This window comes from Pseudomonas tritici (assembly GCF_014268275.3).
GTDB lineage: Bacteria > Pseudomonadota > Gammaproteobacteria > Pseudomonadales > Pseudomonadaceae > Aquipseudomonas > Aquipseudomonas tritici.
Window position 1 is genome coordinate 6,131,610 of record NZ_CP077084.1, and the last position, 14,733, is coordinate 6,146,342.

General features: G+C 58.3%; 14 protein-coding genes. 3 read left to right on the top strand and 11 right to left on the bottom strand.

Annotated features, from left to right (window positions below):
* Positions 1-21: 21 nt before the first annotated feature.
* From HU722_RS28215 to HU722_RS28225, 3 genes are all read right to left on the bottom strand, one after another.
* Positions 22-1,116, bottom strand: coding sequence for a polyamine ABC transporter substrate-binding protein (locus HU722_RS28215; protein ID WP_065874456.1), 1,095 nt, complete (start codon positions 1,114-1,116; stop codon positions 22-24).
* 195 nt (positions 1,117-1,311) lie between these two features.
* On the bottom strand, positions 1,312-2,676 hold the full coding sequence (locus tag HU722_RS28220; protein WP_065891337.1) for an aspartate aminotransferase family protein: 1,365 nt from the start codon (positions 2,674-2,676) through the stop codon (positions 1,312-1,314).
* Between the two features lie 58 nt (positions 2,677-2,734).
* Positions 2,735-4,093 carry a glutamine synthetase family protein gene (locus tag HU722_RS28225; protein ID WP_065874418.1) on the bottom strand — a complete coding sequence of 453 codons (1,359 nt, stop codon included), beginning with the start codon at positions 4,091-4,093 and terminating at the stop codon, positions 2,735-2,737.
* Between the two features lie 608 nt (positions 4,094-4,701).
* Between HU722_RS28225 and HU722_RS28230 the strand changes: the two genes are divergently transcribed.
* Positions 4,702-6,078 (top strand): glutamine synthetase family protein, encoded by a 1,377-nt coding sequence (locus HU722_RS28230; protein WP_065874419.1) that lies wholly within the window; start codon positions 4,702-4,704, stop codon positions 6,076-6,078.
* A gap of 247 nt (positions 6,079-6,325) precedes the next feature.
* Positions 6,326-6,967, top strand: a complete 642-nt coding sequence (locus HU722_RS28235) for a TetR/AcrR family transcriptional regulator (RefSeq protein ID WP_065874420.1) — start codon at positions 6,326-6,328, stop codon at positions 6,965-6,967.
* A 118-nt stretch (positions 6,968-7,085) separates the two neighbouring features.
* On the opposite strand, the gene HU722_RS28240 is transcribed toward HU722_RS28235, so the two are convergent.
* From HU722_RS28240 to ssuE, 6 genes are all read right to left on the bottom strand, one after another.
* A complete protein-coding gene (locus HU722_RS28240) occupies positions 7,086-7,301 on the bottom strand; it encodes a TOBE domain-containing protein (RefSeq protein ID WP_003213899.1) in 216 nt (71 codons plus the stop codon).
* Between the two features lie 28 nt (positions 7,302-7,329).
* Positions 7,330-8,136, bottom strand: coding sequence for an aliphatic sulfonates ABC transporter ATP-binding protein (gene ssuB / locus HU722_RS28245; RefSeq protein ID WP_025857375.1), 807 nt, complete (start codon positions 8,134-8,136; stop codon positions 7,330-7,332).
* Positions 8,133-8,921 (bottom strand): aliphatic sulfonate ABC transporter permease SsuC, encoded by a 789-nt coding sequence (gene ssuC, locus HU722_RS28250; RefSeq protein ID WP_065874421.1) that lies wholly within the window; start codon positions 8,919-8,921, stop codon positions 8,133-8,135. Before ssuC ends, ssuB begins: the two co-directional genes overlap by 4 nt.
* Before the next feature lie 9 nt (positions 8,922-8,930).
* Complete coding sequence (gene ssuD / locus HU722_RS28255) at positions 8,931-10,079, bottom strand: FMNH2-dependent alkanesulfonate monooxygenase (protein ID WP_065874422.1); 1,149 nt, start codon at positions 10,077-10,079, stop codon at positions 8,931-8,933.
* Between the two features lie 24 nt (positions 10,080-10,103).
* Entirely contained in the window at positions 10,104-11,072 is a 969-nt protein-coding gene (locus tag HU722_RS28260; protein WP_065891336.1) for a sulfonate ABC transporter substrate-binding protein, read from the bottom strand.
* 95 nt (positions 11,073-11,167) lie between these two features.
* Positions 11,168-11,761 (bottom strand): NADPH-dependent FMN reductase, encoded by a 594-nt coding sequence (ssuE, locus tag HU722_RS28265; RefSeq protein WP_065891335.1) that lies wholly within the window; start codon positions 11,759-11,761, stop codon positions 11,168-11,170.
* On the opposite strand from ssuE, the gene HU722_RS28270 reads away from it, so the two are divergent.
* The gene (locus tag HU722_RS28270; protein WP_139113228.1) at positions 11,760-11,957 is read left to right on the top strand and encodes a hypothetical protein; all 198 of its coding nucleotides are present in this window, start codon (positions 11,760-11,762) and stop codon (positions 11,955-11,957) included. The genes ssuE and HU722_RS28270 overlap by 2 nt on opposite strands.
* A 112-nt stretch (positions 11,958-12,069) precedes the next feature.
* On the opposite strand, the gene HU722_RS28275 is transcribed toward HU722_RS28270, so the two are convergent.
* Together HU722_RS28275 and HU722_RS28280 are read right to left on the bottom strand one after the other, a co-directional pair.
* Positions 12,070-12,708, bottom strand: a complete 639-nt coding sequence (locus HU722_RS28275; RefSeq protein WP_065880219.1) for a peroxiredoxin — start codon at positions 12,706-12,708, stop codon at positions 12,070-12,072.
* 291 nt (positions 12,709-12,999) lie between these two features.
* The gene (locus HU722_RS28280; RefSeq protein ID WP_065891334.1) at positions 13,000-14,361 is read right to left on the bottom strand and encodes an OprD family porin; all 1,362 of its coding nucleotides are present in this window, start codon (positions 14,359-14,361) and stop codon (positions 13,000-13,002) included.
* Positions 14,362-14,733: the final 372 nt, after the last annotated feature.

Consider the following 14,733-nt stretch of genomic DNA (forward strand, 5'->3'; position numbering starts at 1 on the left):
GCGGTGGTTAATGAAGACCGGTTACTTACCGGACTTGATCTTGGTCCAGCTGCGTGTCATTTCACGCTGGGTCGCCGCCGGCAAGTCAGCAATGGCGTAGAGCTTGGCCTGCACCTCTGCTGACGGGTAAATGCCTGGATCGCTTGTGATGTCCTTGTCGACCAGTGCGGTCGCCTTCTCGTTACCGTTCGGGAAACGTACGCTGTTGGTGATCGAAGCCATCACTTCCGGCTTCAGCAGGTAGTTCATGAACTTGTAGGCCGCGTCGACGTTTTCGGCATCTTTAGGGATGGCGACCATGTCGAAGAAGCTGCCGGCGCCTTCTTTAGGAATGTCGTAGGCCACTTTCACCTTGCCACCGGCTTCAGCCGCGCGGGACTTGGCCTGCTGGATGTCACCCGAGTAACCCACGGCGACGCAGATGTTGCCGTTGGCCAGGTCCGAGATGTACTTGGACGAGTGGAAATAGCCGATCGAAGGACGGATCTTCAGGAATAGCGCCTCGGCTTGCTTGAGGTCGTCTTTCTTCTGGCTGTCAGTCGGCAGGCCCAGGTAGTGCAGCGCGATCGGCAACATTTCGGTAGGCGAATCAAGGAAGCTCACGCCGCAGCTTTTCAGCTTGGCGATGTTCTCAGGCTTGAGCAGCACATCCCACGATTCGATCTTGTCCACGCCCAGCGCGGCCTTGACCTTCTCCGGGTTGTAGCCGATGCCGATCGAGCCCCACATGTACGGGAAGGCGTGCTTGTTGTCCGGGTCGCTGACCGACACGGCCTTGAGCAGGGATTTGTTCAGGTTGTCGTAGTTGGTCAGCTTGGACTTGTCCAGCTCCTGATACACACCGGCCTTGATCTGCTTGGCGAGGAAGTTGTTCGACGGTACGACGATGTCGTAGCCGGACTTGCCTGCCAGCAACTTGGCTTCCAGGGTTTCGTTGCTGTCAAAAACGTCGTACACCACTTTGATGCCCGACTCTTTTTCAAAGTTGGCGATGGTGTCCGGTGCAATGTAGTCGGACCAGTTGTAGACGTGCAGCACTTTATCGTCTGCCTGGGCCGCGCCCGCCATTGCGCCCATCAGGGACAAGGCGAGGAGGGTCTTGCCAGCGTTCTTCAAACCTAATGCCTTCATTTGGTGATGCTCCAATTTTTCTTTTTTGGGCCACGTTCTTACAAGGTTCTGCGGCCCGTCTAAAGGGCAACAAAACAGGGCGACAGTCTGGCAAGTTCTGAGGCCAGCTTTCAACCAAAGCCTCATTTATAACTGCTCGATGCGCAACGCTCGAAAGCCGCTGCGCACTGAGCCTAGCACTTAGCCCTGCAATGCCGCCAAAGTCAGGTCCAGGCAGTGGCGAGCCTTGGTCACCAGCTCGTCAATTTCGGCCTTGCTGATCACCAGCGGCGGCGAAATGATCATGGTGTCGCCCACGGCGCGCATGATCAGGCCATTCTCGAAGCAGAACGTGCGGCAGATCATGCCGGCGCCCTTGCCTTCGTAACGTTTGCGCGTGGCTTTGTCCTGCACCAGCTCAATCGCACCGAGCATGCCCACGCCGCGCACTTCACCCACCAGCGGATGATCAGCCAGCTCCCTCAGACGTTTCTGCAAATACGGTGCCGTTTCGTCATGAACGCGACTGACGATTTTTTCATCGCGCATGATGCGGATGTTCTCCAGCGCCACCGCAGCGGCCACCGGATGACCGGAATAAGTGAAGCCGTGGTTGAAATCACCGCCTTCGTTGAGTACTTCCACCACGTCATCGCGCACGATCAGGCCACCCATGGGGATGTAACCCGAGGTCAGGCCCTTGGCGATGGTCATCATGTGCGGCTTGAGGTCGTAGAAATCGCTGCCGAACCACTCGCCGGTACGGCCGAAACCGCAGATCACTTCATCGGCCACAAACAGAATGTCGTACTTGGCGAGGATTTCCTTGATGCGCGGCCAGTACGTGGCGGGCGGTACGATCACGCCACCGGCGCCCTGGATCGGCTCGGCAATAAAGGCACCGACGTTGTCCACGCCCAGTTCAAGGATCTTCTCTTCCAGCTGATTGGCCGCCCACACGCCGAATTCTTCCGGGCTCATGTCGCCGCCTTCGCCAAACCAGTACGGCTGGGCGATGTGGGTAATGCCCGGGATCGGCAAGTCACCCTGCTCATGCATATAGGTCATGCCGCCCAGGCTGGCGCCGGCCACGGTAGAGCCGTGGTAGCCATTCTTGCGGCTGATGATGGTTTTCTTGTTGGGCTGGCCTTTGATCGCCCAGTAGTGGCGGACCATGCGCAACATGGTGTCGTTGCCTTCGGAGCCGGACCCGGTGAAGAACACATGGTTCATGCCGGCAGGCGCGATGTCGGAAATCGCCTTGGCCAATTCCAGCACCGGCGGGTGAGCGGTCTGGAAGAACAGGTTGTAGTACGGCAGTTCTTTCATCTGCTTGGCGGCGGCGTCAGCCAGTTCATCGCGACCGTAACCGATCGCCACGCACCACAGGCCGGCCATGCCGTCGAGGATCTTGTTGCCTTCGCTGTCCCACAGGTAAACGCCATGGGCTTTGGTAATGATCCGTGGGCCTTTCTCTTTCAATTGCTTGAAGTCGCTGAACGGCGCCAAGTGGTGATCGCTGCTCAAGGCTTGCCATTCACGGGTTTGCGGGTTGTTGCTGGACATACCAATCTCCTAGACTTTTCAGTGAAGGGCGCGCGGGTTGCCCCACACGCCCGGCGCATCAGACGGCAAAGAGCAGGAATTCCCGCTCCCACGAACTGATCACGCGCTTGAAGTTTTCATGCTCGGCCCGCTTGACCGCGACATAGCCTGTGATGAATTTCTGACCCAGGTATTTTTCGATGGTCTTGCTGTTTTCCATACGCTCCAGGGCGTCCTCGATGGTCAACGGCAGGCGCAGGTTGCGTCGCTCGTAACCACGACCCACCACCGGCGCGCTCGGCTCATGGCCTTCGACCATGCCGATGTAGCCACACAATAAGCTGGCGGCAATCGCCAGGTACGGGTTGGCGTCGGCGCCCGGCAGGCGGTTTTCCACACGGCGGTTCTGCGGGCCGGCATCCGGTACGCGCAGGCCGACCGTGCGATTTTCTTCGCCCCATTCCACGTTCACCGGCGCCGAGGTGTCGGGCAGGAAGCGGCGGAACGAGTTCACGTTGGGGGCAAACAGCGGCAGCAATTCAGGAATGAATTTCTGCAGGCCGCCAATGTGGTTGAGGAACAGCTGGCTCATGCTCCCGTCTTCATTGGAGAAGACGTTCTTGCCGGTGGCGATGTCGATGATGCTCTGGTGCAAATGCATCGCGCTGCCAGGCTCGCCGGTCATCGGCTTGGCCATAAAGGTGGCGGCCACGTTGTGCTTGAGTGCGGCCTCACGCATGGTGCGCTTGAACACCAGGATCTGGTCGGCCAGGGACAGGGCATCACCATGACGGAAGTTGATTTCCATCTGCGCCGTGCCGTCTTCGTGAATCAGTGTGTCGAGGTCCAGTTCCTGCAGCTCGCACCAGTCGTAGACGTCTTCGAACAAAGGGTCGAATTCGTTGGCCGCTTCTATAGAGAAGGACTGCCGACCGGTCTCCGGGCGACCGGACCGGCCAATCGGCGGTTGCAGCGGGAAGTCCGGGTCTTCGCAACGTTTGGTCAGGTAAAACTCCATCTCCGGTGCCACGATGGGCTGCCAGCCTTTGTCGGAGTAAAGCTTGAGGACTTTCTTGAGCACGTTGCGCGGCGACAGCTCGATCGGGTTGCCTTGCTTGTCGTAGGTGTCGTGGATCACCTGGGCGGTGGGCTCGATGGCCCAGGGCACCAGGAATACCGCGTTCTGGTCGGGGCGGCAGATCATGTCGATGTCGGCCGGGTCGAGCAATTCGTAATAGATGTCGTCTTCGACATAGTCGCCAGTCACGGTCTGCAACAGAACGCTCTCGGGCAGGCGCATGCCTTTTTCAGCAATGAATTTGTTGGTTGGCGAGATCTTGCCACGGGTGATACCCGTAAGGTCGCCAATCATGCATTCGACTTCTGTGATCTTGTGGTCTTTCAACCAATCGGTGAGCTGGTCGAGGTTGTTACTCATAAATGCCTCTGGGCTGGGTTTCCTGGCATCCGTTAAAGGCCAGGCGTTGTTTGACGCAGCATCCGCGTCGTTTTTTCATTCAGGGTAGGAGCTTACCTGCCATTTGCTGCAGCGTTGCATTCCTCAGGCCAAACTCGTGCAGAATCATGAGCAGCACCCTGCACGGGAGCCGCTCAGAAGCAGGCAAGAGGAAAGCGAATGGGCAAAGACGAGGTCAGCCGAGGCGTCAAGAATATTGACCGGGCTGCGGGTGTTTACACAGGAAGAATGGAATGATGACAAAGCCTGTCTGAAGCAGGCAGAGACGCCAAGTGGAGGCAGGCGAAACATGAAGCACCCCGGTATTATTGCTGTTATGGGTTTGAATCGAGCTTAGCCTTGTTCATTTTTTTACACAACACCCCCGTAAAAAATACAACACGGCCCGCTCAAGCCTGCGAGTCCCAAGCCTTTCAAACCCAAAAAACCGCCCCAAAAAGCCTCAAAAAAGCCCTCAGGGCGCTTTTTTAGGGCAAAAAAGGCCTCGCTTGACTTCGGCATGCCGTTCGGGTTGACTGAAACCAGAAAAGATCAATGATTGATATTTTTAACAACAAAGGTGTTGCATCATGTCGGTACCCCCGCGTGCCGTTCAGCTTAACGAAGCGAACGCGTTCCTTAAGGATCATCCTGAGGTTCTGTACGTAGACCTTCTAATTGCGGATATGAATGGTGTGGTGCGCGGCAAGCGCATCGAACGCACCAGCCTCCACAAGGTTTACGAGAAGGGCATTAACCTGCCTGCCTCTTTATTTGCCCTGGATATCAATGGCTCTACGGTGGAAAGCACCGGCCTGGGCCTGGACATCGGTGATGCTGACCGAATCTGTTATCCAATCCCCGACACCCTGTGCAATGAGCCGTGGCAAAAGCGCCCTACCGCGCAACTGCTGATGACCATGCACGAACTAGAAGGTGAGCCGTTCTTCGCCGATCCGCGCGAAGTGCTCCGGCAAGTTGTCAGCAAATTTGACGACCTCGGTCTGACCATCTGCGCTGCCTTCGAGCTTGAGTTCTACCTGATCGACCAGGAGAACGTGAACGGCCGCCCGCAACCGCCCCGCTCGCCGATCTCCGGTAAACGCCCGCATTCGACACAGGTCTACCTGATCGACGACCTCGACGAATACGTCGACTGCCTCCAGGACATCCTGGAAGGTGCCAAAGAGCAAGGCATCCCGGCCGACGCCATCGTCAAGGAAAGTGCCCCGGCGCAGTTCGAAGTGAACCTGCACCACGTGGCCGACCCGATCAAGGCGTGTGACTACGCCGTATTGCTCAAACGCCTGATCAAGAACATCGCCTACGACCATGAGATGGACACCACCTTCATGGCCAAGCCTTACCCAGGCCAGGCAGGCAACGGTTTACACGTACACATTTCGATCCTGGACAAAGACGGCAAGAACATCTTTGCCAGCGAGGATCCCGAGCAGAACGCCGCATTGCGTCACGCGATCGGCGGTGTGCTGGAGACCCTACCCGCTCAAATGGCGTTCCTGTGCCCCAACGTCAACTCCTACCGTCGATTCGGCGCACAGTTCTACGTGCCGAACTCGCCGTGCTGGGGCCTGGATAACCGCACCGTGGCGATCCGCGTACCGACTGGCGCGGCCGATTCCGTGCGGATCGAACACCGTGTGGCTGGCGCCGACGCCAACCCTTACTTGCTGATGGCTTCGGTTTTGGCAGGCGTGCATCACGGCCTGACCAACAAGATCGAGCCGAACGCACCGGTGGAAGGCAACAGCTACGAGCAGAACGAGCAAAGCCTGCCGAACAACCTGCGCGATGCCCTGCGCGAGTTGGATGACAGCGAGGTGATGGCCAAGTACATCGATCCTAAATACATCGATATCTTCGTTGCCTGTAAGGAAAGTGAGCTGGAGGAGTTTGAACACTCTATCTCCGACCTTGAGTACAACTGGTACCTGCATACCGTGTAAGCGGTGGCTGCAATAAGAGAACGCCGCAGGCTTAATGGCCTGCGGCGTTTTTTTATGGGTTTATTCCGGGAGACCGAGTTGGCCCCTTCGCGAGCAAGTCGAATCGTCGCACCGCCGCTCCCACATTTGACCGAGTTCTCCTGAAGAAACCGGTTCGAATGTGGGAGCGGGCTTGCTCGCGAAGGCGGCCTGGCAGACAACACACCTCCCTGCTCATACAATGCCCGCTGCCTTGTAGGAGACTTCCATGACCACCCGTCCCGCCGCCCCTCGCAAACCCCGCGCCCGTAGCCAGGCCCGGATCGACGCGATCCTCGACGCAGCCCGCACTTTGCTGGCCGCTGAAGGCGTGGCCGGTTTGTCGATCTACAGCGTGGCCGAACGGGCGCAGATTCCCCCTTCGTCGGTCTATCACTTCTTCGCCAGCGTGCCGGCATTGCTGGAGGCGTTGACCGCAGACGTGCACGCCGCATTCCGGGCAGCCATCCAGGCACCCATCGAGCATGACTCACTCAAACACTGGCGCGACCTGTCCTGCATCGTCGAACAGCGCATGCTCACCATCTATGATCATGACGCCGCCGCGCGACAGTTGATCCTGGCGCAGCACGGGCTCACCGAAGTGACCCAGGCCGACCGTCAGCATGATCTGGAATTGGGCGACCTGATGCTCACCGTGTTCAACCGTCACTTTGAAGTGCCGACGTTGCCCAGCGATGTGGATGTGTTTGCGTTAGCGCTGGAGCTGAGCGACCGCGTGTATGCGCGCTCAGTGCATCAACATGGGTTGATTACGCCGCGCATGGCGGAGGAAGGGATGCGGGTGTTTGATGCGTATGTGGGGCTTTATTTGCCGGCGTATTTGCCTAAGCGCCAAGTCCTGGTTTGACAGGGCCGGCTCTATCGCAGGCAAGCCAGCTCCCACATTTGAATGCATTCCAACCTTGGAACTCGGTCAAATGTGGGAGCTGGCTTGCCTGCGATAGCGGCCTCAAGAACAACGCCAATTACAACTTGGCAATCGACACCTCGGTGGACTTAACAAAGGCAATCACTTCGCTGCCAATCACCAGCTCCAGCTCTTTGACCGAGCGAGTAGTGATTACCGAAGTAACGATGCCGGACGCCGTTTGCACATCGATTTCCGACAGCACGTCGCCTTCGACGATTTCCTTGATCGTGCCTTTGAACTGGTTACGCACGTTGATGGCTTTAATAGTCATGGTGTTCTCTCTTCGTAGGACAAGTGAGTTATTGAGCCCAACGCAATTGCGTAGGCAGCGGTGAAACAGGTTCAGGTTCCGGCGGCGTGCCGGGTAACGACAACACACGGTTGAGCACTTCGGCTTCCAGCGCCGCCAAGCGATGCGAGCCGCGGGCCCGTGGGCGTGGCAGGTCGACGATCAGGTCGAGGCCGATTTCGCCGTCTTCGATCAGGATCACCCGGTCGGCAATGGCCACGGCTTCGCTGACATCGTGGGTCACCAGCAACACGGTAAAGCCGTGCTTCTGCCAGAGGTTTTCGATCAGTTGCTGCATCTCGATACGAGTCAGGGCATCCAGCGCGCCCAAGGGCTCGTCAAGCAACAGCAGGCGCGGTTGATGGATCAAGGCGCGCGCCAGGGCCACGCGTTGCTTCTGCCCACCGGACAGCGCCGCCGGCCACTCATTGGCGCGTTCGGCCAGGCCGACTGCTTCCAGGGCTTCCAGCGCTTTGGGGCGCCAGTTGCCTTTAAGGCCCAGGCCGACGTTATCGATAATCTTTTTCCACGGCAGCAGGCGCGCTTCCTGGAACATCAACCGCGTGTCTTCAATCGCTTCGCTCAGCGGCGCGGAGCCGGCCAGCAGCTCGCCGCCGCTGGCTTTGTCCAGGCCGGCCAGCAGGCGCAATAACGTACTTTTGCCGCAACCGCTGCGACCGACCACCGCCACGAACTGGCCAGCAGGAATGTGCAGGTCGATTTCCTTGAGCACTTCGCGCGCACCAAAAGCCTTGCGCAGTTTGCGCACCGCCAAGGGAATCCCCTTCAGCAGGCGCGGGGGTTGTTGAGCTGTCATGCCGCACCTCCTTTATTCACTTGATACGCCGGGTGCCAGCGCAGCCACACACGCTCCAGGCCACGCGCGGCCAGGTCGGCCAGCTTGCCGAGGATCGCGTACATCACAATCGCGAGTACCACCACATCGGTTTGCAGGAATTCACGGGCGTTCATCGCCAGGTAACCGATACCGGAACTGGCCGAGATGGTTTCCGCCACGATCAGCGTCAGCCACATAAAGCCCAGGGCAAACCGCACCCCCACCAGGATCGACGGCAGCGCGCCGGGCAGGATCACCTGACGGAACAGGCTGAACCCGGACAAGCCGTAGCTGCGCGACATTTCCACCAGCGCCGGGTCGACATTGCGGATGCCGTGATACGTGTTGAGGTAGATCGGGAACAGCGTGCCAAGGGCGACCAGGAAAACCTTCGCCGTCTCGTCGATGCCGAACCACAGGATTACCAACGGGATCAGCGCCAGGTGCGGCACGTTGCGGATCATCTGCACCGAGCTGTCCAGCAGGCGTTCGCCCCATGTCGACAGGCCGGTGATAAAGCCCAGGGCCAGGCCGATGCTGCCGCCGATCACAAAACCCAGGCCCGCACGCCAGCCGCTGATGGCCAGGTGTGTCCAGATTTCGCCGCTGGCCACCAGGTGGACGCCGGCTGCAATCACGGCGCTGGGCGCCGGCAGAATGCGCGTCGACAACCAGCCCGCCGACACCGACAACTGCCACACCGCCAGCAAGAGAATCGGCAGTACCCAGGGCGCCACACGATGGCTTAGTTTTTCAAAGTTCATGGCGCTGCCTCAGCTCTGTGACGCAGCTTTGGGAAGGATGTCGTTGGCGACCATCTCGCCGAACGGGCTGACGTACCCGGCGCTTTTTGGCAGCTCGGGACGCTCGATATCCAGGTGTGGGAACAGCAGCTCGGCGACGCGATACGACTCTTCCAGGTGTGGGTAACCAGAGAAGATAAACGTGTCGATGCCGAGCGCTGCGTATTCCTTCACACGTTCAGCAACCGTTGGGCCATCGCCCACCAGCGCCGTACCCGCGCCGCCTCGGACAAGGCCAACGCCGGCCCACAGATTGGGGCTGACTTCGAGGTTGTCGCGGTTGCCGCCATGCAAGGCAGCCATGCGTTGCTGACCGACGGAATCGAAACGCGCCAGGGAGGCCTGGGCACGAGCAATGGTGTCGTCGTCCAGATGAGAGATCAGTTTGTCGGCGGCTTTCCATGCCTCATCGTTGGTTTCACGCACGATCACGTGCAAGCGAATACCAAAGCGCACAGTGCGCCCGAGCTTCGCGGCCTTGGCCCGTACCTGCTCGATCTTTTCAGCGACGGCAGCCGGTGGCTCGCCCCAGGTCAGCACCATTTCCACTTGTTCGGCAGCCAGGTCCTGGGCGGCCTCGGAGGAACCGCCGAAGTACAGCGGCGGGCGTGGTTGCTGGATCGGCGGGTAAAGCAGCTTGGCGCCTTTGACGCTGATGTGCTCGCCGTCGTAATCCACGGTTTCGCCTTCCAGCACGCGGCGCCAGATGCGGGTGAACTCCACAGAAGCCTGGTAGCGCTCTTCATGGCTGAGGAACAGACCGTCGCCGGCCAATTCCTCCGGGTCACCACCGGTGACCAGATTGAACAACGCACGGCCGCCAGACAGGCGATCCAGGGTCGCAGCCTGACGCGCGGCCACCGTCGGGGAAATGATCCCGGGGCGCAACGCGACAAGGAATTTCAGACGCTGGGTCACCGGAATCAGCGAGGCAGCCACCAGCCACGAGTCTTCGCAGGAGCGACCGGTAGGGATCAGCACCCCGCCGAACCCCAGGCGGTCAGCGGCCTGGGCCACTTGCTGCAGGTAACCGTGGTCAACGGCGCGAGCGCCTTCGGCGGTGCCAAGGTAATGGCCGTCGCCGTGGGTAGGCAGGAACCAGAAAATAGTGAGGCTCATGGAGTTGTCTCCTGAAAAATCGGATTACGGCGCTTTGGCAACGGCGGCGGGTGGTGTCCAGATCACGTCCTTGATGCTCAAGGGCTTGGGGATCAATTTGAGTTGGTAGAAGGTGTCGGCGATTCTCTGCTGGGCAGCGACCACTTGCGGGGTCAGGAACAGCGCACCGTAGCCTTGGCGTTTCACCGAGGTCAGGGTGATGTCAGCCGGCAGGCCGAGCAGCGGAGCGACTTGTTCAGTCACTTCCTGCGGGTTGGCCTTGGACCATTCGCCCACGGCGCGCACTTCTTCGATCAACGCCTTGATCACTTCCGGATTTTTTTCAGCGTACGGCTTGGTCGCCAGGTAGAACTGATGGTTGTCGGCAATGCCGGTACCGTCACGCAGGGTGCGTGCTTGCAGTTGTTTTTCGGCGGCAGCCTGGTACGGGTCCCAGATCACCCACGCATCCACGCTGCCACGCTCAAAGGCGGCACGCGCATCGGCGGGCGGCAGGAACACGGTCTGCACGTCGGTGTATTTCAGGCCGGCGTCTTCCAGCGCACGTACCAGCAGGTAGTGCACGTTGGAGCCTTTGTTGAGCACGATTTTCTTGCCCTTGAGCTCGGCCACGGATTTGATCGGCGAATCTTTCGGCACCAGGATCGCTTCGCTGGTCGGCGCGGGTGGCTCGTAGGCCACGTAGAGCAAGTCGGCACCAGCCGCCTGGGCGAACACCGGTGGGGTTTCGCCGGTCACGCCGAAGTCGATGGAGCCGACGTTCAGGCCCTCGAGCAATTGCGGCCCACCGGGAAACTCGGTCCATTGCACGTTCACGCCTTGGGCGGCCAGGCGTTTTTCCAGGGTGCCCTTGGCTTTGAGCAGCACCAACGTGCCGTACTTCTGGTAACCGATACGCAAGGTCTCGGCGGCTTGAGCTTGAACAATGGCGCCGAAGGACACAGCCGCAGCAAACAGTGCGACCAGACCACGACGCAAGATGACAGTGCGCATGGCGCTCTCTCCAAATATGCGAATAGGGTTTTGGCTGCACCTGCTTGGCCGTTGGCGGCTGAGTAAGGTGAGTGTTACTTGATGTCGGGTACCGCTTAAATGCTCCAGCGAGCACTCAACAAACGTTCATTCAACACATGCGGGTCCAGCGGTTTCGGGTGACGAGCCATGGCGCTGAGGAGCTGCTCAAGAGCTTCGTGCAACCGGTGTTCGAGCACCGGCACCAGCTGCGCTTGTGCGCTGCCTTCGGCATAAGCGATCTGGCTGTCCTCGGCAAAAATTCCGTGGAGCAATTCCTGGGCTTTCAGCGCCGACAACACCGGCTTCAAGGCGTAGTCCACCGCCAGCATGTGGGCGATGCTGCCGCCAGTCGCCATCGGCAACACGATCTTGTGGGCCAGGGCGCGTTCGGGCAGCAGGTCGAGCACGGTTTTCAGCGCGCCGGAAAACGAAGCCTTGTAGACCGGCGTGGCAATCACCAGGCCATCCGCATTCGCCACCTGTTGCAGCAGGTCGATGACCTTGGGGCTGTCGAAGCGAGCGTGCAGCAAGTCTTCAGCCGGGAAGTCCCGTATCTGGTAACTCACCACTTCCACGCCTTTGTCTTGCAACCACTGACGGGTTTTATCCAGCAACACCCCGGAGCGCGAACGCTGGCTGGGACTGCCTCCAAGTGTTACGACCAACATGCAGGATTTCCTTGAGCAGGTGTCAGCGGTTCGCTGTGTGGCGATGGCGCCAAGATGGAACAGACCTTATCAGCAGATTTATATATCTTTAAATCTTATTTTTTCATTTGTTTATTCTTTAAATGCATATACAGATTATGAATCTCCGGGCGAAAAAAAAGGCCGTAAAAACGGCCTGAAAACCCCTGCTGTGTGATTCGGTTCCAACTCAAATTCTGTGGTGCATGTACCGACGCCATCGCGGGCAAGCCCGGCTCCCACAGTCGATCGCATTCCCCTGTGGGAGCGGGCTTGCCCGCGATTCGGTATCAGCGGTTAGGCTGAGGGGTAAGCCGCAGATACGGTTTCACCGCCCGATACCCCTTCGGAAATCGCTTCTTGATCTCTTCCTCATCCTTGAGCGACGGCACGATCACCACCTCATCACCGTCCTGCCAATTGGCGGGCGTGGCGACCTTGTGGTTGTCGGTCAGCTGCAGCGAGTCGATGACCCGCAGGATTTCGTGGAAGTTACGGCCGGTACTGGCCGGATAGGTGATGGTCAGGCGGATCTTCTTGTTCGGGTCGATCACGAACAAAGAGCGCACGGTGAGGGTGTCACTGGCGTTCGGGTGGATCAGGTCGTAGAGGTCGGACACTTTACGATTGGCATCCGCCAGGATTGGGAAGTTGACGATCGTGTTCTGGGTTTCGTTGATGTCTTCGATCCACGTGTGGTGCGAGTCCACCGGATCGACCGACAGGGCAATTGCCTTGACGCCGCGCTGAGCAAATTCGTCCTTGAGCTTGGCGGTGAAGCCCAGCTCGGTGGTGCACACCGGGGTGAAGTCCGCCGGGTGGGAAAACAACACACCCCAGCTATCGCCCAGCCATTCGTGGAAACGAATCGTACCGGCGCTGGAATCCTGCTCGAAGTCGGGGGCGATATCGCCCAGTCTTAGGCTCATGGTGGTGCTCCTGGTGAGTGCTTATGGATCCCACTGTGCATGGATTGCGGATTATTTAAAAAGAATAAATATCGATTTATCTAGACGATAAAGGAATATTAAAAATCTGTTCATTGGACGTGGGTGCAGGCGAGGAGCAACATCGATTCCAAGGTTCGAGAAGGCCTTGAGACGCTGTACACAGAGGGGTTCAGGAAGGGCTTGCGGGGGTTTAGCCCGACTTGAAAGTAAGACACCTTGCCCGGTGTTGCACCGGGCAAGGTTTTACACAGTTACAACAGCTTCACACTACTAGAACAGTGGCAGCGAGTAGCTGACGATCAGGCGGTTTTCGTCCTGGGAACGGGTGTTCGCCAGGTCGGTACGCCACATCGCGTTTTTCCAGGCGACGCCGAGGTTTTTCAGCGGGCCTTCTGGGATCACGTAGGCAACGGTGATGTCGCGTTCCCACTCGGACTGGCCGGTGATTTCGGTACGCGTTGGGTTGGCACCTACGGTGTCGATGTCGGAACCTTTCAGGTAAACAACACCAGCAGTCAGGCCAGGTACGCCAACTTTTGCGAAGTCGTAAGCGTAACGTGCTTGCCAGGTACGCTCGCCGGCACGGGCGAACTTCTGGATTTGCATGTCAGTGGTGATGTAAGCCGACGAACCGTCGCCTTGGTTCAACCAAGGGAAGTCGCTGCTTCCGTTGCTGACTTGATAACCGCCACCGAAGGTGTGACCGGCAACGGTGTACAGGAACAGGCCGCTGTACAAGTTGTTATCGACTTTACCCTTACCGCCACCAAAACCGTTGTAGTTGCCGGTGGTGTAGTAAGCAGACTCGTGACCGTTGGCACCGTCATCGGAACTGTTGAAGTAACGCAGGTCGGACTTCAAAACGCCCGGGCCGATCGACCAGTTGTGGGTCAGACCGAGGAAGTGTTGCTTGTAGAAATCTTCCAGGTTGCCGTAGTAGTACTGAGCAGTCAGGTCTTTGGTGATCTTGTAGTCACCGCCACCGTAGATGAACTTATTGCTGTCGCGCCAGTTCACGCCACGGCTGTTAGCACCGGCGAGCGACAACTGATCGCTGTCAGTGGAGTTACGACCCTTGGCCTTTTCGATCTGACCGGCAACCAGAGTCAAATCCTTGATGTCGTTGGTAGTGATCTGACCACCTTGGAAGGTTTGCGGCAGCAGACGACCATCGTTGGTCACGATAACTGGCAGTTTAGGCTGCAGGGTGCCCAGCTTCAGCTCGGTTTGGGAGATCTTGACCTTGCCGGTCACGCCCAGGCTAGCGTAATCGTGGACAGCCTTGTTGCCGTCGCTTGGGAACACGGTGCCGCCGGAAGCGGTGCCGGTGTAGTTACCGTGTTCGGCACGGCTGGAGTCCAGACGCACACCGTACAGGCCGATCGCATCAACACCGAACTGAACAGTACCTTGGGTGTAACCCGAGATGAAACGCAGGTCGAAGCCCTGGCCCCATTCAGCATTCTTGCTGGCCGAGTTGGAGGTGCCACGGTGACCATCACGGTTATCCGTATTGATGTAGAAGTTACGCAGCCCCAGTGTTGCCTTGCTGTCTTCGATGAAACCGGCAGCGCCTGCTTGCTGGGCGATTGCGCCCAAAGCTACAGCCAAAGCCAAGGTGGACTTATTCATGTACCGCTCCTCTCGTTTCTAATTTTTGTATTTCTTTGGTCTCGGGTCTGACGCCCTCGATCCACAGATGCGCGATTAGCGCCGCATAGTGACTGACAAGTCAATCGTAACCTTGTGTGTCTACTACCTTCGTCTAACTGCAGTTGATTTGGTCCCTGCAGGGTAATGAGTTTTTCATACACCCAAAAAGAATTATTTCATTCTTTTTCATACGATCCAGGAATAAGCGTTTTCGCGATACGACCCAATCTACGTAGACTGAACGTTACACAAGCTATTCCTAAAGGGTATTTACCAGCGCACTTTTAGACCGTTTAGTCTGACTGTACGGTTTCATACGTCACTCACGATCAAAAAAGCGACGCCATGATG